At 73.4% G+C, this 20614-nt stretch carries 19 protein-coding genes; 11 read left to right on the top strand and 8 right to left on the bottom strand.

What is annotated here, in order from left to right; all coding sequences use genetic code 11:
• Positions 1 to 74: 74 nt before the first annotated feature.
• Together ACIQMJ_RS04620 and ACIQMJ_RS04615 are read right to left on the bottom strand one after the other, a co-directional pair.
• Entirely contained in the window at positions 75 to 1352 is a 1278-nt protein-coding gene (locus ACIQMJ_RS04620; RefSeq protein WP_499759605.1) for an SWIM zinc finger family protein, read from the bottom strand.
• 39 nt (positions 1353 to 1391) lie between these two features.
• Complete coding sequence (locus tag ACIQMJ_RS04615) at positions 1392 to 2570, bottom strand: homogentisate 1,2-dioxygenase (RefSeq protein WP_499759604.1); 1179 nt, start codon at positions 2568 to 2570, stop codon at positions 1392 to 1394.
• 69 nt (positions 2571 to 2639) lie between these two features.
• Between ACIQMJ_RS04615 and ACIQMJ_RS04610 the strand changes: the two genes are divergently transcribed.
• From ACIQMJ_RS04610 to ACIQMJ_RS04595, 4 genes are read left to right on the top strand one after another with little or no spacing between them, the layout of a single operon-like run.
• Positions 2640 to 3506: a hypothetical protein gene (locus ACIQMJ_RS04610; protein ID WP_499759603.1), complete on the top strand. Its 867-nt coding sequence runs from the start codon at positions 2640 to 2642 to the stop codon at positions 3504 to 3506.
• Positions 3503 to 4675 carry a fumarylacetoacetate hydrolase family protein gene (locus ACIQMJ_RS04605; protein WP_499759602.1) on the top strand — a complete coding sequence of 391 codons (1173 nt, stop codon included), beginning with the start codon at positions 3503 to 3505 and terminating at the stop codon, positions 4673 to 4675. Before ACIQMJ_RS04610 ends, ACIQMJ_RS04605 begins: the two co-directional genes overlap by 4 nt.
• Before the next feature lie 3 nt (positions 4676 to 4678).
• Complete coding sequence (locus ACIQMJ_RS04600; RefSeq protein WP_499759601.1) at positions 4679 to 5347, top strand: IclR family transcriptional regulator; 669 nt, start codon at positions 4679 to 4681, stop codon at positions 5345 to 5347.
• 49 nt (positions 5348 to 5396) lie between these two features.
• Positions 5397 to 5981 carry a Uma2 family endonuclease gene (locus ACIQMJ_RS04595; protein ID WP_499759600.1) on the top strand — a complete coding sequence of 195 codons (585 nt, stop codon included), beginning with the start codon at positions 5397 to 5399 and terminating at the stop codon, positions 5979 to 5981.
• A gap of 33 nt (positions 5982 to 6014) precedes the next feature.
• Here the strand turns inward: ACIQMJ_RS04595 and ACIQMJ_RS04590 are convergent, their stop codons facing one another.
• Positions 6015 to 6614 carry a TMEM165/GDT1 family protein gene (locus ACIQMJ_RS04590; protein ID WP_499759599.1) on the bottom strand — a complete coding sequence of 200 codons (600 nt, stop codon included), beginning with the start codon at positions 6612 to 6614 and terminating at the stop codon, positions 6015 to 6017.
• Between the two features lie 249 nt (positions 6615 to 6863).
• A complete protein-coding gene (locus tag ACIQMJ_RS04585; protein WP_499759598.1) occupies positions 6864 to 9158 on the bottom strand; it encodes an RCC1 domain-containing protein in 2295 nt (764 codons plus the stop codon).
• Positions 9159 to 9310: 152 nt separating this feature from the next.
• Here ACIQMJ_RS04585 and ACIQMJ_RS04580 point away from each other — a divergent pair, with 152 nt between their 5' ends.
• The 4 genes from ACIQMJ_RS04580 to ACIQMJ_RS04565 are packed head-to-tail and all read left to right on the top strand — an operon-like array spanning position 9311 to position 16060.
• Positions 9311 to 10825, top strand: a complete 1515-nt coding sequence (locus ACIQMJ_RS04580) for a cytochrome ubiquinol oxidase subunit I (protein WP_499759597.1) — start codon at positions 9311 to 9313, stop codon at positions 10823 to 10825.
• Positions 10826 to 10836: 11 nt separating this feature from the next.
• Positions 10837 to 11853, top strand: a complete 1017-nt coding sequence (gene cydB / locus ACIQMJ_RS04575) for a cytochrome d ubiquinol oxidase subunit II (RefSeq protein WP_499759596.1) — start codon at positions 10837 to 10839, stop codon at positions 11851 to 11853.
• Positions 11850 to 14942: a thiol reductant ABC exporter subunit CydD gene (gene cydD / locus ACIQMJ_RS04570; protein ID WP_499759595.1), complete on the top strand. Its 3093-nt coding sequence runs from the start codon at positions 11850 to 11852 to the stop codon at positions 14940 to 14942. Before cydB ends, cydD begins: the two co-directional genes overlap by 4 nt.
• The gene (locus tag ACIQMJ_RS04565; RefSeq protein WP_499759594.1) at positions 14939 to 16060 is read left to right on the top strand and encodes a GAF domain-containing sensor histidine kinase; all 1122 of its coding nucleotides are present in this window, start codon (positions 14939 to 14941) and stop codon (positions 16058 to 16060) included. Before cydD ends, ACIQMJ_RS04565 begins: the two co-directional genes overlap by 4 nt.
• A 187-nt stretch (positions 16061 to 16247) precedes the next feature.
• Here the strand turns inward: ACIQMJ_RS04565 and ACIQMJ_RS04560 are convergent, their stop codons facing one another.
• Both ACIQMJ_RS04560 and ACIQMJ_RS04555 read right to left on the bottom strand, forming a co-directional pair.
• Positions 16248 to 16412 (bottom strand): YegP family protein, encoded by a 165-nt coding sequence (locus ACIQMJ_RS04560; RefSeq protein ID WP_499759593.1) that lies wholly within the window; start codon positions 16410 to 16412, stop codon positions 16248 to 16250.
• A gap of 370 nt (positions 16413 to 16782) precedes the next feature.
• The gene (locus ACIQMJ_RS04555) at positions 16783 to 17412 is read right to left on the bottom strand and encodes a response regulator (RefSeq protein ID WP_499759592.1); all 630 of its coding nucleotides are present in this window, start codon (positions 17410 to 17412) and stop codon (positions 16783 to 16785) included.
• Positions 17413 to 17472: 60 nt separating this feature from the next.
• Between ACIQMJ_RS04555 and ACIQMJ_RS04550 the strand changes: the two genes are divergently transcribed.
• The gene (locus ACIQMJ_RS04550) at positions 17473 to 17955 is read left to right on the top strand and encodes a GNAT family N-acetyltransferase (protein WP_499759591.1); all 483 of its coding nucleotides are present in this window, start codon (positions 17473 to 17475) and stop codon (positions 17953 to 17955) included.
• Positions 17956 to 18028: 73 nt separating this feature from the next.
• Here ACIQMJ_RS04550 and ACIQMJ_RS04545 read toward each other — a convergent pair whose 3' ends face one another.
• Positions 18029 to 18643, bottom strand: a complete 615-nt coding sequence (locus tag ACIQMJ_RS04545) for a macro domain-containing protein (protein ID WP_499759590.1) — start codon at positions 18641 to 18643, stop codon at positions 18029 to 18031.
• A gap of 103 nt (positions 18644 to 18746) precedes the next feature.
• Here ACIQMJ_RS04545 and pheA point away from each other — a divergent pair, with 103 nt between their 5' ends.
• Together pheA and ACIQMJ_RS04535 are read left to right on the top strand one after the other, a co-directional pair.
• Positions 18747 to 19640 carry a prephenate dehydratase gene (gene pheA / locus ACIQMJ_RS04540; RefSeq protein WP_499759589.1) on the top strand — a complete coding sequence of 298 codons (894 nt, stop codon included), beginning with the start codon at positions 18747 to 18749 and terminating at the stop codon, positions 19638 to 19640.
• A complete protein-coding gene (locus tag ACIQMJ_RS04535; RefSeq protein ID WP_499759588.1) occupies positions 19637 to 20251 on the top strand; it encodes a histidine phosphatase family protein in 615 nt (204 codons plus the stop codon). Before pheA ends, ACIQMJ_RS04535 begins: the two co-directional genes overlap by 4 nt.
• A gap of 9 nt (positions 20252 to 20260) precedes the next feature.
• Here the strand turns inward: ACIQMJ_RS04535 and ACIQMJ_RS04530 are convergent, their stop codons facing one another.
• A complete protein-coding gene (locus tag ACIQMJ_RS04530) occupies positions 20261 to 20611 on the bottom strand; it encodes a metallopeptidase family protein (protein WP_141979730.1) in 351 nt (116 codons plus the stop codon).
• Positions 20612 to 20614: the final 3 nt, after the last annotated feature.

Raw genomic sequence — 20614 nt, 5'->3', positions numbered from 1 at the left:
CGCGGTGGCCGGGGTGCGTTCTCGGGCGATGATCACCCGATCGAGCGATGGGACGGTGTGCCTGACCTGCGTGATCATCCCACGACCTCCGGTGCTCCGCCTGACGTGGCCACGGCGCCCAGGCGCAGTTCGCGGCCGTTCCACAGGGCCCACGCGTCGAACGGCGCGCCGCCGGTCAGGGCCAGCGCTTGGTCGAGGGCCAGGTCGCCGCGGACCGGCAGACCGCGGCCCGTGCTGTCGACCAGGTGCCGGCAGTCCTCGGTGACCCGCACCGACGCGCAGCCCAACGGGTGGAGGCGCTGCCACGGGTCGGCCTTCAGCTGCTCCTCCAAGCCGGCCAGCGCGGCACGCCACGACTCCGGCGCGGGAACGGGCTCGGGCTGCCGCTCCACCAGCAGCTCACCCACCGCCACCCGCTGCGGCGCGGAGCCGGGATAGGGGTGCAGCACCCCCTGCACCTGCACCCCGTGCGTCAACGGCGGCGCGGGGCGGCCACCGCCGCCCGAGTGCCGGACCGCCACGACCCACCCGTGCGCGCGCCCCCAGGCCCACTGCCGCACGGTCCGCACCAAGCCGTCGTCGGACTCCAGCCTCAGCAGCGGCACCCACAGGTCGGACCAGCCCGGACCGGCGCGCACCTCCTCCTCGGCCACGGAGAACCCCAACCGCCGCCGCACCACCGCGTCGGGTGACGACGACAGCCGCGCCAGCAGGTGCAGCCCGCCCAGCCGGTCCGCCGCGTCGTGCGCCCAGCGCGGACCGCCGGCCGCGACGATCCCGCGCACCTCGTCCACCGCCGACGCCAGCCCCTTGGCCTGCGCGTCGACCATCCGCGCCTGGATCGAGTGCCACCACGCCGCGTCCCGCGCGGGCAGCCCGGCCAGCCCCGCGCCCGCCACGTCGCCCAGCCAGTCGGTCAGCCCCGCGACCCCGGCCCGCACCGCGTTCTCCCGCGCCTGGGCCGTCTTCTCCTTCGCCTTGGCGCGCCGCTGCACCGCCTCCGGCGAGTCGTCAGCGGCAGCGGGCGCGGCGGCGGCGCGGTTGCGGCGCGTCAGCCACTCCGTCACCCAGTCGGGCGTCTCCGCGACGGGGAACGGCTCCCGCACGTCCCGCAGCTGCAACGCCAACGCGTGCTTGCACGGGAACTTCCGGGACGGGCACGAGCACTTCGTCGCCCGGTCGGCCAGGTCGACGCACACCTGGTACGGGTTCTTCCCGCTGCCCTTGCACAGACCCCACAGGGCGGTGTCGCTGCGACCCGTCCCCTGCCAGCCGGAGGACCCCGCCAGCCGGGTGGCGCTGCTCGCCACCCGGCCGTCCGGGGCCTGCTCCAGAAGCGCTTGTGCGTCCATGTCGGCAGACGGTAGAGGCACCCACCGACAAAAAGTCGATCAACCCAGGTCAGGACCCCGACGTGCCCAGGACCAGGCGTACTTCGGGTCCTCCGACGCCAGCGCGGCCTCGCCCAGGTCCAGCGGCCGGAACGTGTCGACCATGACCGCGGTCTCGTCGAAGTGGTCGATTCCCAGGGACGCCTCGACCGCCCCCGGCTGCGGTCCGTGGGTGCAGCCCGACGGGTGCAGCGACAGCGAGCCGAGGCCGATGCCAGAGCCCTTGCGCGCCTCGTAGTTGCCACCGACGTAGAACAGCAGCTCGTCGGAGTCCACGTTCGCGTGGTTGTACGGCACCGGGATCGACAACGGGTGGTAGTCGACCTTGCGCGGCACGAACGAGCACACCACGAAGTTCGGCCCCTCGAACGTCTGGTGCACCGGCGGCGGCTGGTGCACGCGGCCCGTGATCGGCTCGAAGTCGCGGATGTTGAACACCCACGGGTACAGGCAGCCGTCCCAGCCGACGACGTCGAACGGGTGGTTGGCGTAGGTGAACCGGGTGAGGCCCGCGCGGTGCCGCACGAGCACCTCGACGTCCTCGCCGTCCACCAGCAGCGGCTCCGCCGGCCCGCGGACGTCCCGCTCGCAGTACGGCGAGTGCTCCAGGAACTGGCCCTTCGCCGACAGGTACCGCTTCGGCGGTCCGATGTGCCCGGTCGCCTCCAGCACCAGGATGTTCATGGGCTCCGACGGCACCACGCGGTACGTGCACGACGTCGGCAGCACCACGTAGTCGCCCTCGCCGACCGGCAACGCGCCGTAGATCGTCTCCACGACGCCCTCGCCGGACTGCACGTACAGCAGCTCGTCGCCGGCCGCGTTGCGGTACAGCGGGCTGGGCGCGGTGGCCGTCACGAACCCGATCACCACGTCGGCGTTGCCGAACAGCGTGCGCCGGCCGGTGACCGCGTCCACCTCGGAGTTCTCCCAGGTCAACGCGGGTGTCTTGAAGTGCCGCGGCTTGAGCGGGAGGTTCGGCGCCAGCGCGCCGCGCGTCTCCTCGACGGTGACCGCGTCGACGATCGCGGTCGGCAGGTGGCGGTGGTAGAGCAGCGCCGAGTCGGCCGAGAAGCCCTCGACCCCCATCAGCTCCTCCGCGTACAGCCCGCCCTCCGGTGTGCGGAACTGCGTGTGGCGCTTTCGGGGGATCGCACCCACCTGGCGGTAGTACGCCATGGTTCACTCCGGGCGTTCGATAGTCGGACATCTTTGTTCATTGACCGGTACGCCACTAGCGTGTCAGCCGTGTCAAGCGCCTTCGAACTCCGTGCGCCCGGTCCACGCGGCACTCCGCCCCTGCTCGCGAGGCTTGTCGACGACGCCGCACTGTTCCCGCCGGGCAACGCCTCCATGCCCGACGCGGTCCGCGGCCACCTCGACGCACGTGCCGGGGAATGGGCCGGTGCGGTGGGCCTCTTCCTGTGCCCCGCCTCGCGTCTGGCCGAGCTGATCACCGAGCTGATCAAGGTCAAGCCGGTGAAGCCGGTCGCCCTGTCGCTGGTCATCGACACGGGCCTGGGAGGTGTGCCCAAGGCCGTGTCGATCGTCGAGTCCCGCAGCGAGCTCCTCGCGCTGCGGATGGTCGAGATGCCCGCACCGTCCGACGTGGACGAGGTGTGGCTCGAACGCGTCTCGGAGTTCGTGCCCGAGGACGTCATCCGGGTGGTCGAGCCCCGCCGGGGCGGCGCCGAGTGGCTCGACGGCGTGCGCCGCGTCATCGAGCACGGCAGCTGGCCCAAGCTGCGCTGCGGCGGGGTGAGCAAGGAGAACTTCCCCAGCGTCGACGAGGTCGCCGACTTCCTGTCCGTGGTCAGCAGCGGCGGCGTGGCCTTCAAGGCGACCGCCGGCCTGCACCACGCGGTGCGGCACACCGACGGGGAAACCGGGTTCACCCACCACGGGTTCCTCAACCTGCTCGTGGCAACCGCGCGTTCCCTCTCCGGTGGCGACGTGCGCGAGGCGCTGTCCAGCACGGACGCGGTCGCGCTCGGCGAGGAGGCGTCCGGGCTGTCCGACCAGGCCGCGCACGCCGTCCGCGGGGTGTTCGCCTCCTACGGGTCGTGCTCGCTGGACGAGCCGATCGCCGACCTGGAGGAGCTGGGGCTGCTGTGAGCTGGATCGAGGACCCCGCGTTCACCGCCGACGAGCCGTTCGGGCCGCAGACGCTGCCCTACGGCGTCGTGCCCGGCGGTGTCGCGGTGCGCGTCGGCGACCGGGCGCTGCTGCTGCGCGGGCTGGCCCTGGGTGAGCGGCTGGAGCCGCTGATCGCCACCGGCACGCTGGACGCGCTGCTGGCGGCCGGGCGGCCCGCGTGGAGCGAGCTGCGGGCGCGGCTGGTCGAGATCGTCTCGGCCGCCTCCGCGCCGCGCGGCGCCGAGCTGGTCGGGCTGGACGGCGCCGTGCTGCCGTTCGCCGTGGCCGACTACGTGGACTTCTACTCGTCGCGCCACCACGCGGAGAACGTCGGCCGGATCTTCCGCCCCGACGGCGAGGCGCTGCTGCCCAACTGGACGCACCTGCCCATCGGCTACCACGGCCGGGCCGGGACCGTCGTCGTGTCCGGCACCCCGGTCGTCCGGCCGCACGGGCAGCGCCGCACGTCCACCGGTCCGGTGTTCGGGCCGACGGGCCGGCTCGACATCGAGGCCGAGGTGGGGTTCGTGTGCGGCGGTCCGGTCGCGTCCCGGCTGACGCCGTCGCAGGCCGTGGACCACGTGTTCGGCGTGGCGCTGGTCAACGACTGGTCCGCGCGCGACGTGCAGGCGTGGGAGTACCAGCCGCTCGGCCCGTTCCTGGGCAAGTCGTTCGCCACGTCGGTCTCGGCGTGGATCACGCCGCTGGAGGCGTTCGCGGTGGCCCGGGTGTCACCGCCGCCGCTGGGCAACGACGTGCTGCCGTACCTGGTCGAGGAACGGCCGTGGGGCCTGGACATCGACCTCGAGGTCGAGTGGAACGGCGTGGTGGTGTCGAGGCCGCCGTTCCGCGAGATGTCGTGGACGTTCGCGCAACAACTCGCGCACCTGTCGGCGAACGGCGCTACCGTTCGGCCGGGCGACCTGATCGCGTCGGGCACCGTGTCCGGTCCGAACCGCGACGAGCGCGGCTCCTTCCTGGAGCTGAGCTGGGGCGGGAAGGAGCCGGTGGTGCTCGACGGCGACGAGCGGACGTTCCTGGAGGACGGCGACACGGTGCGGATCACCGCGACGGCCCCGGGCGAAGGCGGTTCGGTCGTCGGGCTGGCCGAGGTGGTCGGCACGGTCGCGCCCGCCGACGAGAGGTAGAGCGTGGTCAGACCCGATCCCCGCGGCCGGCTGCCGGCGCCCGCGTCCAAGGAGAGCTCGCTGACCCTGGAGCGGGGCCTGGCCCTGCTCCAGGCGGTCGCCGACGCCGAGTCGGAGGCGCCGTCGATCAGCGAGCTGGCGTCGGCCATCGGCGCGTCGCGGGCGGCCGTGTACCGGCTGCTGGTGCCGTTGCAGTCGCGCGGGCTGGTGCGGCGCGAGGGGTCGAAGGTGCGGCTCGGGCTCGGGGTGCTGCGGCTGGCGTCCAACGTGCTGCCGCAGCTGCGGATGGCCGCGCAGCCGGCGCTGCGGACGTTGGCCGAGACCGTGGGCGCGACCGCGCACCTGACCGTGGCCGACGGGAGCGAGGCGCAGGCGGTGGCCGTGGTCGAGCCGTCGTGGACGGCGTACCACGTGGCGTACCGGGTCGGGTCGCGCCACCCCGTGCACCGGGGCGCGGCGGGCAAGGCGATCGGGCTGTCGCCGGAGGGGCGGCAGTGGGTCCACTCGACGGGCGAGTTGCAACCGGGCGCGTTCGGGGTGGCGGCACCGGTGCGCGGGGTGCCCGGACTGCGGGCCAGCGTGGGCGTGGTGGCCCTGGAGAAGCTCGACGGTGATGTCGTGGGGCCACAGGTCGTGAGGGCGGCTCAGGAGGTCGCTGACGCGTTGCGCTGACGCACAGTAGTCACATGCGACACTCAGGGTGAGATCGAAGGAGAACGAAGTGACCGCTCTGCCTGAGGACGTGCAGAACTCGGCCGGCGAGCCGCACTTGTTCACGGTCGCCGAATACGCCGGGCTCGGGGAATCCGAGGCCGGGTACGCCGAGCTGCAAGAAGGTCGCATTTTGATGTCGCCCAGTCCCAGCCCGCGCCACATGGTGGCCTCGGGTGAGCTTTTCGTGCAGTTCCGGGATCAACTGCCGGCCGAGCTGGTCGCGATCCAGGACGTCGACATCGACCTGGAACTGGTGCCGCACGGCGATCCCGGCTTCTCCCGTCGGCCCGACATGGTCGTCGTGCCGCGCGTGGCGGTGGCGAGCGGCCGGATGCTGAGGGCGTCCGAGGTCGTGGTCGTGATCGAGATCGTTTCGCCCGGCTCGAAGCGCATGGACCGGGTGGTCAAGCGCGGCGAGTACGCGGACGCGGGCATCCCGCACTACTGGATCGTCGACCTCGACCCGCCGATCTCGCTGGTCGCCTGCCACCTGGCGGGCGAGTTCGGCTACCAGGACGCCGGTGACGTGGTCGGCGAGTTCACCACCTCCGTCCCGTTCCCGGTGACGCTCAGGCTCGACGGGCTCGGCTGAGGCGCACCGGGCGCGGGACGGATCCGCGGTCGGTCAGCCGAAGAGCGCCTGCCACAGCGCGAACAGCGCGAACGCGGCGAACACGAAGCCGCTCACCCGCTGGATCAGGTGGGTCGGGATGCGGGTGGCGATCCTGCGGCCCACCAGGACCGCGATGGCGGCGACGGTGGTCAGGGCCAGGAACGCGCCCAGGCCCACGAACACCGGGCTCGCGTAGCGGGCCGACAGGGCGGCCGTCGCGAGCTGGGAGGCGTCGCCCCACTCGGCGGCGAACAGGACGCCGAACGACGTCAGCGCGGCGCGCAGGAACGTCACCCGGCCGCTCCCGGCGGAGGCCGCGCCCTCCTCGTCGCCGTCCTTCGAGAAGCCTTCCTTGAGCAGCAGGAACGCGCCCACGCCGAACAGCACGGCGACCACGCCCGCGACCACCCGGTCCGGCAGCAGGGTCAGCACGCCGCCGAACGTGGCGGCCACCACGCACTGGACCGCGAACGCCGCCGTGACGCCGACGAACACCGGCCACGCCCGGTACCTGGTGGTCAGCACGAGGGTCGCGACCATGGTCTTGTCCGGCAGCTCGGCCAGGAAGACGATCGCGAAAGCCGTCGCCAGGGCGATGAGTTCGGGTGCCACGGGTACCTCCGACGTCCGATGTGAACCCGGACGGAGGCAGCACGACCCCGACCGGGCGTGGTGCACTGCCCGGCCGGAGGTCTCGTTCGCCCGCTGCTCGCGCGAAGACGGGTGAGGGACCGGATCCGCGCGCGGCGGACCAGTGTGTCGATCTCCTCGCCCCGGTCGTGGTGACCCGGGGGAACTACTCCCCTCTGGCGTCCACAGAGTACCCGTTGCGGGCACAAGCGCTGGACGTGACCGCGCCCACTAGCCGGGGACGACCGCGTACTGCCCCAAGGCCCCACTCGCCGCCAGGGCCGTCGCGCCGGTCAGCGCGGTCCGCACCGGGACGCTCACCCGGCAGTCCGCGGGCCGGGGTGACGCGTAGCAGTGGCCGCTCGTGCCGTTGCCCACGTTGCCCTGCCAGTCGTTGCGGCCCCACGCCCACACCGCGCCGTCCGACCGGACCGCGAGCGTGACCCCCTGGTGGCTGTCGATCGCGACGACGTCGGTCAGCCCCGGCACCTCGACCGGGACGGTCGAGCGGCAACCGGCCCCGGCGCACTCCGACCCGGTGCCGAGCGTGCCCCACTCGTCGTCGCCCCACGCCCACAGCCGGCCGTCCGCGGTCACGGCATAAGCGACCCGGTCACCGGCGGCGATCGCGACCACGTCGGTCAGGCCGACCACCCGGGTCGGGGCGATCGTGGCCGGGGACGTCGCGCCGGTCCCGGTCTCGCCCGACCAGTCCTGTCCCCACGCCCACACCGTGCCGTCGGAGCGCAACGCGTAGCCGGTCGGGGAGTTGCCCGCCGCGATCGCGGTGATCGCGGTCGTCCCGGGCAGGGGCAGCGCCACGCGCACCGGCGTGCCGGCCGGGCAGTGGTCGACGTGGCAGACGCCGCCACCCAGGCCGCCCGACGCGGAGCTGCCCCACGCCCACACCGTGCCGTCGTCCTTCAGCGCGTAACCCACCTCCGGTGCGGCGGCCACGGCGGTCACCCCGCTCAGGCCGGACACCGGCACCGGCACGGTCTTGACGGCGTCCTCGTCCGGGCCGATCTGCTTGGCGCGGTTCGACCCCCACGCCCACACCGTCCCGTCCGACTTCCGCGCGTACGCCGTCCCGCTGTCCACGTCCACCGCCGTGACCCCGCCCAGGCCCGGCACCCGCAGCGGCACGGCCGACCCGTGGTCGAGCACACCGGTGCCCAGCTGGCCGCTCTGGTTGCCGCCCCACGCCCACACCGTGCCGTCGGACTTGACCGCGTAGGCGGCGGTGCCACCGCTCTGCGCCACGTCCGTCACGCCGGACAACCAGGGCCGGCGGACGGGTGTCGTGCCGTAGCCGTTGCCCCACGTGTAAAGGCAGTCGGCGGTGCACGGCGGCGGCGTGGCGAAGAACCCCGCGAGGTCGACCACCAGGTCGGTGGAGCCCGCGTTGTTGTAGAGCGTCAGCCGGGCGTCGCCACCGATCGCGACCACGGCGGCGTTCGCGGTGTCCCGGCCGGGGACCAGGTTCAGGGCCGAGGTGGCGGGCCGGTCCGCGCCGGTCCGGTACGCCGAGACGTAGGTGGCCTCGGTGGTGTTGGTGCCCGTCAGGTTGAGCACGGCGGCGGCGGCGGACTCCGGGATCCGGCTCGCCAGCTCGACCACCCGCGTCCCGCCGGCGTGGACCGGTCCGCCGCTCTCGCGGGTGTCGACGGTCCGGACCTGCTTGACGGGGAAGAACCGGTGGCCGTGGTCGGTGGCGTAGTAGCCGAGCAGGTCCACGAGCAGGTGCGCGGTCCCGGCGTGGTTGTAGAGGGTGATCCGGCGGTCCGCGCCGATCGCGACCGTGACCAGGTTGGGGGTGGTCCGGCCGGGCGCCAGGTTCAGGTTCGACACCCCGGGCCGGGCCGTGCCCGACGCGTGCGCGATCACGTGCGTCGCGGCGGTCGGCTCGGTGCCGGTCAGGGTGAACGTGACCGCGGTCGCCGAGGCGGGCACGTGCGCGGAGAGGTCCACCTCGCGGGTCGAACCCGGGCCGACGGGCGCACCCGCGCGGGTGTCCAGGACCCTGGTCGGCGACGTGGTCGTGTACCGCGCCGCCTCGTCCGTCGTGTAGTAGCCGACCAGGTCGGCGAGCAGGTGCACGGTTCCGGCGTTGTTGTAGAGGTGGACCTGCCGCGTGCCGCCCGGCAGGTCGAACGTCACCAGGTTGGCCCTGGTCTCGCCGGCCTGGAGGTTCAGGTTCGACGGGCCCCAGGGGACGAGGCCGAGCGACAGCTCCACGTGCGTGTCCGCCGTCGGCTCGGTGCCGGTCAGGGTGAACACGGCCGCCGTCGCCGAGGCGGGCAGGTGCCCCGCCAGCTCCACCACCGCGCCCTGGCGCGGGCCCACGGCGGCGCCGCCACGCGTGTCCAGCACCCGCGTCGGGGTCACCGGGACGAACGTGGCGCCCAGCTCGTCGGGCCACCCGGCGGACGGGAGGGACGACGCCGCCACCGGGTCGGCGTGCGCCGGGACCGGGTGGGCGCCGACCACGGCGAGCACGGTGAAGCACAGCGCGAGAAGCCGCATGAAGTCCCCCCGGATCAACGACGAGCCGCACGACCCTACGTCGAACCGGTCGCGACCCGGTACCCGGTAACCGGTACCCAGGACCTTGGTCCCGGGTACCGGGGGACCCTCGTACCTGAGGAAGGGACCCCGCGCGGACCTACGTTCGACCCGTGGACGTCCTCGACCTGGCACGGTGGCAGTTCGGCATCACCACCGTCTACCACTTCCTGATGGTGCCGCTGACCATCGGGCTCTCGCTGCTCGTGGCGGTGATGCAGACCGCGTGGGTGCGCACGGGCAACCGCAAGTACCTGGCGATGACCAAGTTCTGGGGCAAGCTGCTGCTGATCAACTTCGCCATGGGCGTGGTGACCGGCATCGTGCAGGAGTTCCAGTTCGGCATGACCTGGAGCGCCTACTCGCGGTTCGTCGGCGACGTGTTCGGCGCGCCGCTGGCGATGGAGGGCCTGGTCGCGTTCTTCGTCGAGTCCACGTTCCTCGGCCTGTGGATCTTCGGCTGGGACCGCCTGCCGAAGAAGGTCCACCTGGCCTGCGTGTGGGCGTTCTCGCTGGCCACGATCGCGTCGGCGTACTTCATCCTGGCCGCGAACTCGTGGATGCAGCACCCGGTCGGCGTGGAGCTGGTCGACGGCCGGCCGCGGCTGACCTCGATCTGGGCGGTGCTGGGCAACAACACCACGCTGGCCGCGTTCCCGCACACGGTCTTCGGCGCGTTCGCCGTCGCCGGGACGTTCCTGGTCGGCATCGCCGCGTGGCACCTGTGGCGGCGCAGCGACGACGGGCCGGTGTGGCGGGCGTCGGTCAAGTTCGGCACGTGGGTCGGCGTCGTCGCGTTCGCCGGGCTCGCCATCAGCGGCGACGTGCAGGGCAAGCTGATGTTCGAGCAGCAGCCGATGAAGATGGCCGCGGCCGAGGCGCTGTGCCACACCGAGCAGCCCGCCGCGTTCTCGGTGTTCGCGATCGGCGACGTGACGCGGCCCGACTGCGAGAACGTCAAGAGCATCACGGTGCCCGCGCTGCTGTCGTTCCTGGCGCACAACGACTTCACCACCGAGGTGAAGGGCATCGAGGACCTGGTGCCGATGTACCAGGAGAAGTACGGCACCAACTACCCGGTCGACCCGAAGCTCGGCGAGCTGTCGGGCAAGCCGATCGACTACGTGCCGAACCTGCCCGTCACCTACTGGGGCTTCCGGCTGATGATCGGCTTCGGCGGCCTCGCGGTCGGCGCGGGACTGCTGGTCCTGTGGCTGACGCGGGGCGGCCGGACGCCGCGCGGGCGGTGGTTCGCCTGGCTCGCGCTGGGCAGCATCGCGACGCCGTTCCTGGCCAACAGCTTCGGCTGGATCTTCACCGAGATGGGTCGGCAGCCGTTCGTGGTGGTGCCGAACCCGAGCGGGGTGGACGGGGTGTGGATGTTCACCGCCCGCGCCGTGTCGTCGTCGACACCGGGGGAGGTGTTGACGTCGCTGATCGCCTTGACGCTGGTCTACGGGGTGCTGGCCTGCGTCGAGGTGTTCCTGATCCGGCGGTACGTCCGCGCGGGGGTCGCGGGCGTGCTGCCGGCTCGGGAACCGGACGACGGCACCGGGAAGCGTGATGACAGCGAGAAGCGTGACGACACCGAGAAGCGTGACGACGACGTCCTGTCGTTCGCGTACTGAGGGGGACGGACGTGGAGACGTTCTGGTTCTGCGTGATCGCCCTGCTGTGGCTGGGCTACCTGTTCCTGGAGGGCTTCGACTTCGGCGTCGGCATGCTGCTGCCCGTGCTCGGCCGGTCGGAGCGCGAGCGGCGGGTGCTGATCAACACGATCGGGCCGGTGTGGGACGGCAACGAGGTGTGGCTGCTGGTCGCGGGCGGCGCCACGTTCGCCGCGTTCCCCGACTGGTACGCGTCGCTGTTCAGCTCGGTGTACCTGCCGCTGGTGCTGTTCCTGCTGGCGCTGATCGGGCGCGGCGTGGCGTTCGAGTACCGGGGCAAGGTCGACTCGGCGCGCTGGCGGCGCACGTGGGACACCGTGATCGTCGTCGGGTCGTGGGTGGCCGCGCTCGGCGTCGGGCTGCTGCTGTCGACGACCGTGTTCGGGATGCCGCTGGACGCCGCGGGCGACCGGGTCGGCTCGCCGTTCGCGTCGATCCGGCCGGAGACGCTGCTCGGCGCGGCGGCCGTGGCCGGGTACGCGCTGGTGCACGGCGCGGTGTTCCTGTCGCTGAAGACCGAGGGCGAGGTGCGGGAACGGGCCCGCGCGCTGGCGTTGAAGGTCGCCCCGTTCGCGCTGCTGCCGCTGCTCGCCCTGCTGCTGATCGTGCAGTTGAGGTTCGGGTCGGTGTGGACGTGGGCCGCGTTCATCGTGGTGGCGCTGGCCGCTTTCGGCGCGTACGCGCGGCTCGTGCTGCGGCGCGAGGGGCAGGCGTTCGCGCTGATGGGCGTCGCGGTGGCGGCGACCGTGGCGGCGCTGTTCGGCGCGCTGTACCCGAACGTGCTGCCGTCCACTCTGGACCCGGCGTGGTCGCTCACCGTGGCGGGCGCCGCGTCGAGCCCGTACACGCTGACCGTGATGACCTGGGTGGCCGCGTTCGGCACGCCCGCCGTGCTCGTCTACCAGGGGTGGACGTACTGGGTGTTCCGCAAGCGGATCGGCACCCGGCACATCCCGGACGTCCACGTGCCCACCGGGTCGAGCCGGTGAACTTCCCCGGAGCCCCTTCCGCCAAGAAGCCGGGGAGAGGCCCGCTCGGCGCGCTGCCCGCGCTCTCGCGCTCGGCGCGCCGGGCGTTGGCCTGGTGCGCGGTGCTGGCCGCGCTGACGGCCGTCGCCCTCGTGTGGCAGGCCGTGGCGCTGGCGTCGGCGCTGGTGGGCGGCGGGTCGTTGGCGGTGCTGGCGGTCGCGGTCGTGGCGCGGGCCGGGCTGGCGTGGGCGACCGAGTCCGTGGCGGCGCGCGCGGCGGCGGGCGCCAAGGAGGAGCTGCGGGCGGCGGTGCTGGACCGGGCGCTCGGGCTGGGGCCGTCGTGGATCGTGGCGCGCGGCCCGGCGTCGCTGGCGGTGGTGGCGACCAAGGGGCTGGACGCGCTCGACGCGTACTTCACCCGGTACCTGCCCGCGCTGGTGACGACGGCCGTGGTGCCGGTGGCGGTGGGCGGCTGGATCCTGGTCACCGACCCCACGTCGGCGGTGCTGATCGCCGTCACGCTGCCGCTGATCCCGGTGTTCGCGATCCTGATCGGCCGGTTCACGTCGGCGCGGGTGGAGGCGGCGGCGTCGGCGCTGGAGCGGTTGTCCGGGCGACTAGCGGAGCTGGTGCGGGCGCTGCCGGTGCTGACCGCGTTCGGGCGGGCGGCGGCCCAGGCGTCGGCCGTGCGGGAGGTCGGCGAGCGGTACCGGCGGGCCACCATGGGCACGTTGCGGGTGGCGTTCCTGTCGGCGCTGGTGCTGGAGATCGTGGCGTCGCTGTCGGTGGCGCTGATCGCGGTGGGCATCGGGCTGCGGCTGGTGTCGGGGGAGATGACGCTGCTCACGGGCCTGGTCGTGCTGATCCTCGCGCCCGAGTGCTACCTGCCGCTGCGGGCCGCCGGCGCCGCCCACCACGCCTCGGAGGACGGCGTGGAGGCCGTGCGGCGGGTCGCCGAGATCCCCGCGCCCCAGCCGCGGGACGACCGCGCCGAGCCGGTCGAGGGCGTCGAGGTCCGCGACCTGCGGGTGCGGCGGCGGGACCGGTTCGCGCCCGACGGGATCGGGTTCCGGGTGCGGCCCGGTGAGGTGCACCGGCTGGACGCGCCCAGCGGTGCGGGCAAGTCGACCCTGTTCGCGGTGCTGCTCGGGTTCGTGGAGCCCGACGCCGGGTCGGTGGCCGTCGACCGGTCGGCCATCGCCTGGGTGCCGCAGCGGCCCGCGTTCGCCGGGCGGACCGTGGCCGACGAGCTGGAGCTGACCGTCGGCCGGGTCGACCACGACGTGCTGGCGTCCGTGGCCGCGGACCACCTGGTGGCGCGGCCCGTCGCCGAGCTGTCGACCGGGGAGCGGCAGCGGGTCGCGGTCGCCCGCGCGCTGACGCGGGTCCGGGACGGCGCGAAGGTGCTGCTGCTGGACGAGCCCACCGCGCACCTCGACCCGGCGACGGCCGCGAAGGTGATGGCCGCCGTGCACCGGGCCGCCGAAGGGGGTGCGGCGGTCGTGCTGGCCACGCACCGGCTGGTGGGCGAGCAGACCGAGGACGTGGCCGCGGCACGGGCGGTGCGCGTCGTGGCGGACCGGCCGACCACGCCGCGCACGCCGCGCCCGACCCGCCGGCTGCTGGCCGGGGCCGCGCTGGGCGCGGCGGCGTCGTTGAGCGGTGTGGCGCTGACCGCGCTGGCCGCCCACCTGATCGCGAAGGCGGCGACCCAGCCGCCGATCCTGACGCTGTCCGTGCTGGTGGTGGGCGTGCGGACGTTCGCGCTGGCCAAGGGGGTGCTGCGGTACCTGGAGCGGCTGGTGTCGCACGACGCCGCGTTCCGGCACGCGGAGTCGCTGCGGGTCCGGCTGTGGCGTGGCCTGCGGCCCGGGAAGGCCGAGCTCACCCGGCTGGTCGACGACGTCGACGCGGTCCGCGACCTGGTCCCGCGCGTCCTCCAGCCGCCGTTGATCGCGGTGGGCGTGTCGGTCGCGGCGGTGGTCCTGTTCACCGCGATCGAACCGGTGGCCGGCCTCGCGCTGGCGGTGGCGCTGGCGGTCGGCGGCACGCTCGCCCCGGTCGTCGCGGTCCTCGCCGAACGCCGCGCCACGGCGGTGCTCGCCCGCGGCCGGCGGCACGTGTCGGAGCAGGTGCTGACCCTGCTCACCGCCGCGCCGGACCTGATCGCGTTCGGCGCGGACGGCGAGGTGCGGGCCGAGCTGGCCCGCCGGGACGCCGCGCTGGCCCGGCTGGCCCGCCGCCAGGCGCTCGGCGCGGGCGCGGCGATCGGCATCGTGCACCTGACCACCGGGTTGGCGTCGGCGGTGTGCATCGGCCTGGCCGGCGGCGTCGACCCGCTGCTGCTGCCGGTCCTGGGGCTGGCCCCGCTGGCGCTGGCCGAGGTGCTGAGCGCGCTGCCCGCCGCCGCCCAGCACCGCGCGGCGCTGCGCGAGGCGTACGGCCGGATCGTCGAGCCCGTGCCGGCGGTCGCGTCGGCGGCCCGGGTCGAGGTGGGCTCGGTCGGCGGCGCCGTCTCGCTCGAAGGTGTGTCGGCGCGGTGGCCGGGCAGCGCGGAACCGGTGCTCGAACGGGTGTCGGTCGACCTGCCCGCCGGGGCGAAGGTGGCGGTCGTCGGCCCGTCCGGCTCGGGCAAGTCGAGCCTGTTCGCCCTGCTCCTGGGGCTGCTCGAACCCGAGCGCGGACTGGTGTGGCGGCCCGACCGGGTGGCCTGGTGCCCGCAGGAACCCCTGCTGGTCTCGACCACGGTCCGCGAGAACCTCCGGCTGGGCGACCCCCGCGCGGACGACGACCGGCTGAGGTGGGCGCTCGACGTGGCCGGCGTCCGGCTCGACCTCGACACCGTGATCGGACCGACGCTGCTGTCCGGCGGTGAGGCGCAGCGGGTCGCGCTGGCCCGCGCCCTGCTCCACGACGCCGACCTCGTGCTGCTGGACGAGCCGACCGCCCACCTGGACGAGCCGACCGCCGCCGCGCTGCTGGACCGCCTGGACGACGTGCTGCGGGACAAGACCGTCATCCACATCACCCACCGGCCGGCCGAAGCCGACCGCGCCGACCTGGTGCTGGACGTCGCCGAGGGGCGGACGCGGGCCAGGGCCTACCGTTGACCGCCGTGGACCCCGCACGCGTGCTCGCCGCGTCGACCGAGATCACCTCGGCGGCCCTGGCCGGCGACGACCCGGACGCCGTGCTGCCGCTCGTGGTGCGCAGCGCCGTCGAGCTGGCCGGCGCGGACCTCGGGCTCGCCATGGCCACCGCGGACGACGGCACGCTCACCGTCGAGGCGTCCTCCGGCGACGACGACCCGGTGGGCGTGGTGCTGTCGAGCCGGTCGTCGGCCGCGCGGGCGGCGCGGACCGGCGTGCCCGTGGTCGCCGACGACTTCACCACCGACCCGCGCACCGCGCCGTTCGTGCCCAAGGCGCTGCGCGGCTACGGGCCGTTCGCGGTCGCGCCGTTCGGCACCAAGGAACGCCGGATCGGCGCGCTGGCGGTGTACCGGCGCAAGGGCGCGGCACCGTTCAGCCCGGACACCGTCGAGGTGCTGACCGCGTTCGCCGCCCAGGCCGGGCTCGCCGTCGTCCTGGCCGAGGGCTCGACCGCGCGCCAGCGGGTGGCGGTCTACCAGGAGCGCGAGCGCATCGCGCGCGACCTGCACGACGTGATCATCCAGCGGCTGTACGCGACGGGCGTGCAGCTGGACCTGCTGGACCGGCGGCTGAAGCTGGAAGGCCGGGAGGCGCGCCGGCTGGCCGAGTGCGTGGACCAGCTCGACCAGACCATGGCCGAGGTCCGCGCCACCGTGCGGGCGCTGCGCAGTGCCGACCCGGGCAAACCCGGCGACGTCGACCTCAAGGGGTCGGTGCTGGCCGAGGCGCGGACGGCGGGCGAGCTGCTCGGCTACGAGCCGGAGGTGCGCGTCGAGGGCGACGTGGCCGACGTGCCGACCGACCTGGCCGACCACGCCCGCGCCGCGCTGCGCGAGGCGCTGTCCAACGTCGTGCGGCACTCGGGTGCCCGGCACGTCGGCATCGACCTGCGCCGCACCCCCGACCGGCTCGACCTGCGGGTCACCGACGACGGCTGCGGCATCCCCCGCGGCGTCGCCAAGCGCGGCCTGCGGCACCTGGAGGAACGCGCCCTGGCCGCCGGCGGCGGCTGCGAGATCACCTCCTCGCCCCGCACCGGCACCACCATCACCTGGCACGTGCCGTTGCACGGCTGAACACCGAGGCCCGCGTCCGCATTTGTCGGCGGTATGAAAACACGGTTCCGGTGAGATTCCCGGGTGTCCGTGATTTGACGTTCTCTGGTTGCGCAGCAGTGAAATCCGGCTAGCCTTCTGTGACGGAGCCCCCGGCGATCCGAGGTGCTGGAATCACCTCGGAAGGCGGGGGCTCCACCTGGTCGGGTCAGCCCACGATCTGTGCGCTGCCCGCCTGGCTCTTGATCAGCTCGGCTGCGTGCTTCGCGTCGGCGTAGTTCGAGTACCGCTCGCTGTGCGCCAAGACTTTGCCATTGGAGGACACGATGCGGAAATACCACTGAGTCCCGCTGGCGTCGATGTGGATCTTCACTGGTGGTTGTACCTCTTTCAGTCGCCGGTTCTTCGTTTTGATAGGGCATCACCGCCCTGTACCAGGATGATTCCGCATGACCGGCGGTGCAACCAGCCCGACCGGATCCATGTCGAGACTTGATCGGGTGTCGCCGTTCGAGATTGATGTGTTCACTCGCGAAAGACAACGCTGTCATCACGGTGGGTTCGCTGGGTGGGCACTCTCTGTGGGAATTTCCGTGCAGGCGCAACGCGCGTGCAATTCACCCGAATGACGCATGACTATCGGGGTGGTGTGGCCACAAATAGTCCAGTTCAGGTAACCGATGACCGGCAACCGCAAGACACCACGGGAAGCAGACCCCTTGGTCGACCTCGTTGAGCCATGGTCAGCGTGAGCGGCGGGCGACCCAGGCGGCGGCTTGGGTGCGGCGTTCCATGCCCAGTTTCGACAGCACGGCGGTGACGTAGTTCTTCACCGTCTTCTCGGCCAGGAACAGCCGTTCGGCGATCTGGCGGTTCGTCAGGCCCTCGCCGATGAGGTCCAGGACCCGCCGCTCCTGCTCGGTCAGCGCGTCCAGCACGTCGACCTCGGCCGGGCGGCGCAGGCGGTCCAGGACGCGGGCGGTGGTCTGGGGGTCCAGCAGGGAGCGGCCGGCCGCGACCTCGCGCACCGCGGTCACCAGGTCCTGGCCGCGCACCTGCTTGAGCAGGTAGCCCGACGCGCCCGCCATGATCGCGCCGACCAGCGCCTCCTCGTCGTCGAACGCGGTCAGCACCAGGCACCGCGGGCCGTCCGCCGACGCGCGCAGCCGGCGGCACAGGTCGACCCCGCCGCCGTCGGGCAGCCGCACGTCCACCACGGCCACGTCCGGCCGGGTCGCCGCGGCCCTGACCAGGGCCTCGTCCACGCCACCCGCCTCGGCGACCACCGAGATGTCGTCCTCGTCCTCCAGCAACTCGCGCAGCCCCCTGCGCACCACCTCGTGGTCGTCTACGAGCAACACTCGCACCGGCACGAACCAACCATAGGTCGAATGCCGGTACCCACCGCGCCCGCCCGCCAAGACAGTGCAGGAATGCTCGTACGCGCGATCGAGGAAGCCGACCGGATCGTCGTCGGCAGGCTGGTGCTGGAGCTGTGGGGCGCGCACACCGCCGTCGCCCACGGCCAGGTGTTCTTCCCGGCGAGCCTGCCCGGGTTCCTGGTCGAACAGCAGGACACCGTGGTCGGGCTGCTCACCTACGCCGCCGCCGACGGCCACCTGGAGATCGTCACCATCGACGCGTTGCGAAGAGGCAGGGGCGTCGGCAGCTCGCTGGTCGACGCCGCCGTGCACCGGGCCCGCCAGCTCGGCTGCCACCGCGTCCGGCTCACCACGACCAACGACAACCTCGACGCCCTGCGCTTCTACCAACGACGCGGCTTCCGGCTCGCCACCCTGCGGCCCGACGCGGTGCGCGAAGCCCGCCGGCTCAAGCCGGAGATCCCCAGCGTCGGCCACTACGGCATCCCCATCACCGACGAACTGGACCTGGAGCGTTGGGTCGCGCCGCGCTAGTTGTCCACAGGCCCCAGCCGGGCTGTCCACAGGTTGTGCACAACCACGGGCCCAGTCGTCACCTGCTGTGCCTTCACCGGCTGGGCAGCGGGCTGAACACCTCGTCCCACGCCGCCGCGACCTGCCGGGCGCACGTGGCGGGCGCGACGCCGCCGACACCCGTGCCCAGACCGGGCATGGCGATCGTGCGGACGACCGAGCGCAGCGGGCGGCCGTCGTCCAGCCGGCCCACCGACCACAGCCGCAGCACCGCGCGCGCGGCCAGGTACGGGTGCACGGTGTCCCCGGGCAGCAGCTCACCGGGCTGCCGCATGGTCGGCGCGCTGATCAGCCACTCCGGCTCGGACTCGCCGGTCGGCACGACCAGCGCCTCCCCGACCGGCACCTCGCCACCGTGCAACCCGAGCACGGCACTGCGCACGTTGCCCTCGACCTGCGGGAACGCCCGCGCGTACACCGCGTCGATGCCCCCGCGCATCCAGCCGGACGAGTTCGCGGGGCTCACCACGGCCTCGGCGACGATGTCGAGCACCGAGCCCCGGTGCACCTCGACGCCGGTCCGGCCGTCGGCCACCGCGAGCCAGGCACGGGCCAGCGGTTCGTCGACGGCGCACAACACCAGACGGGGAACTGCTACCGGAGCGTTGATCTCACCCTCCGTATCGGCGGCGGACACGTCACCCAGCATTCCAGGAGAACCCGTTGGTGCGGAACGGGGGCGGGCACCCGCCGGGCGGGTGATCCTCGCCTCAACGGCGGTCACCGGCAGTGGTCCTCGTATCGTTGCGGCCGTGCTCGCCTACTTCGGACCGCAGGGAACCTTCACCGAGCAGGCCGCACGCGGCTTCGCCTCTCCGCAGCAGGAGCTGGTCCCGTTCGACACGGTGCCCGCCGCACTCGCCGCCACCCGGCGCGGGGAGACGGGGGCGGCGTGCGTGCCGGTGGAGAACTCCGTCGAAGGTGCGGTGCCCGCGACGATGGACGCGCTGACCGAGGGCGAGCCGCTGGTGGCGGTCGCCGAGGCGGTGCTGCCGGTGCGGTTCAGCGTGCTCGTGCGGCCCGGTGGCGCCCCGGTGCGCACGGTCGCGAGCCACCCGCACGCCCTGGCCCAGGTCCGGCACTGGCTCGCCGAGCACCTGCCGGGAGCCGAGGTCGTCGCCACGACCTCCACCGCCGCCGCGGCGCGCGCCGTGCTCAACGGCGAGTTCGACGCGGCCGTCAGCGCGCCGGTGGCCGTGCGCCACTACCCGCTGGAGGTGCTGGCCACCGACGTGGCCGACGTCCGCGACGCGAAGACCCGCTTCCTGCTGGTCCGCCCGCCGGGCGCGCTGCCGGGGCCGACCGGCCACGACCGCACGTCCGTGGTCTGCACGGCGGCCGACCGGATCGGCGCGCTGTCGGAGCTGCTGACCGAGCTGGCGCTGCGCGGCATCAACCTGACCCGCATCGAGTCGCGGCCCACCAAGGGCAGGCTCGGCGAGTACCGGTTCTACATCGACTTCGACGGCCACGTGGCCGAGCCCAGGGTGGGCGACGCGCTGGCCGCGCTGCACCGGCACTGCCCGCAGACCCGGTTCCTCGGCTCGTACCCGAAGGCCGAGCCGGGCGGGGTGGTCGCGGGCAACGAGGAGTTCGTGGCGGCGACGGAGTGGGTCGAGACGGTTCGGAGGGGGCGGGGCGCATGAGGTTGATCCTGGTCAGACACGGCGAGACGGCGTCGAACGTGAAGATGGCGCTGGACTCGCTGCCACCCGGTCCGCCGCTGACCGACGCGGGCGTGGCGCAGGCCGCCGCGCTGGCCGAGCAGCTGGCCGCCGAGCCGGTCGCGGCCGTGTACGCCAGCACGGCGGTGCGCGCGCAGCAGACCGCCGCGCCCGTGGCGGCGGCCCACGGCCTGGAGGTCGAGGTCGTGGAGGGCGTGCAGGAGATCTTCTGCGGCGACCTCGAAGGGCGGCACGACCGCGAGGCGTTCGAGATCTTCATCGCCACGGTGACGCAGTGGGCCGAGGGGAACCTGGACGTGCCGCTGCCGGGCGGCGAGAGCGGGCGGCAGGTGCTGGACCGCTACCTGGCCGCGGTGGACAAGATCGCCGCGAAGCACGGTGACGGCGAAGCGGTGGTCCTGGTCAGCCACGGCGCGTCGCTGCGCATGGGCGCGCTCGCGCTGGCCGGCAACGTGAGCCCGGCGCTGGCCGAGGCGGGCCTGCTGCCCAACACCGGCCGGGTGGTGCTGGAACGCACCGGCAGCGGGTGGCGCTGCACGTCGTGGACCGGCGTGGACGTGATCGAGGGCTGACCGGCGCGCCTAGCCCCAGCCCAGTTCGTGCAGCTTGGCGTCGTCGATGCCGAAGTGGTGCGCGATCTCGTGCACCACGGTCACGACCACCTCCTCCACCACGTCGTCCTCGTCGTGGCAGATGTCCAGGATCGCCTCGCGGTAGATCGAGATCCGGTCCGGCAGCACGCCGCCGTAGTCGGTGGTCCGGCTGGTCAGCGCGATGCCGTGGTACAGCCCGAGCAGGCTCGGCACGTCGGCGTTGCGGTCCTCGACCAGCACCACCACGTTGTTCATCGCCGCCGCGAACTCCGGTGGGATGAGGTCGAGGGCCTCGGCGACCAGCTCCTCGAACCGCTGACGGGTCATCTCCACCGGCATGCC

Source organism: Actinosynnema sp. NPDC091369, assembly GCF_044757065.1.
In the GTDB taxonomy this organism is placed as follows: domain Bacteria; phylum Actinomycetota; class Actinomycetes; order Mycobacteriales; family Pseudonocardiaceae; genus Actinosynnema.
Note: the sequence above shows the minus strand (reverse complement) of the source record. Positions and strands in the feature narration are given on the sequence as shown.

Bases quoted from the DNA above. Each gene is read 5' to 3' on its own strand.
- ACIQMJ_RS04620 (WP_499759605.1), bottom strand. From the start codon at position 1,352: ATGGACGCACAAGCGCTTCTGGAGCAGGCCCCGGACGGCCGGGTGGCG.
- ACIQMJ_RS04615 (WP_499759604.1), bottom strand. From the start codon at position 2,570: ATGGCGTACTACCGCCAGGTGGGTGCGATCCCCCGAAAGCGCCACACG.
- ACIQMJ_RS04585 (WP_499759598.1), bottom strand. From the start codon at position 9,158: ATGCGGCTTCTCGCGCTGTGCTTCACCGTGCTCGCCGTGGTCGGCGCC.
- ACIQMJ_RS04550 (WP_499759591.1), top strand. From the start codon at position 17,473: ATGCTCGTACGCGCGATCGAGGAAGCCGACCGGATCGTCGTCGGCAGG.
- ACIQMJ_RS04545 (WP_499759590.1), bottom strand. From the start codon at position 18,643: ATGCTGGGTGACGTGTCCGCCGCCGATACGGAGGGTGAGATCAACGCT.
- ACIQMJ_RS04535 (WP_499759588.1), top strand. From the start codon at position 19,637: ATGAGGTTGATCCTGGTCAGACACGGCGAGACGGCGTCGAACGTGAAG.
- ACIQMJ_RS04530 (WP_141979730.1), bottom strand. From the start codon at position 20,611: ATGCCGGTGGAGATGACCCGTCAGCGGTTCGAGGAGCTGGTCGCCGAG.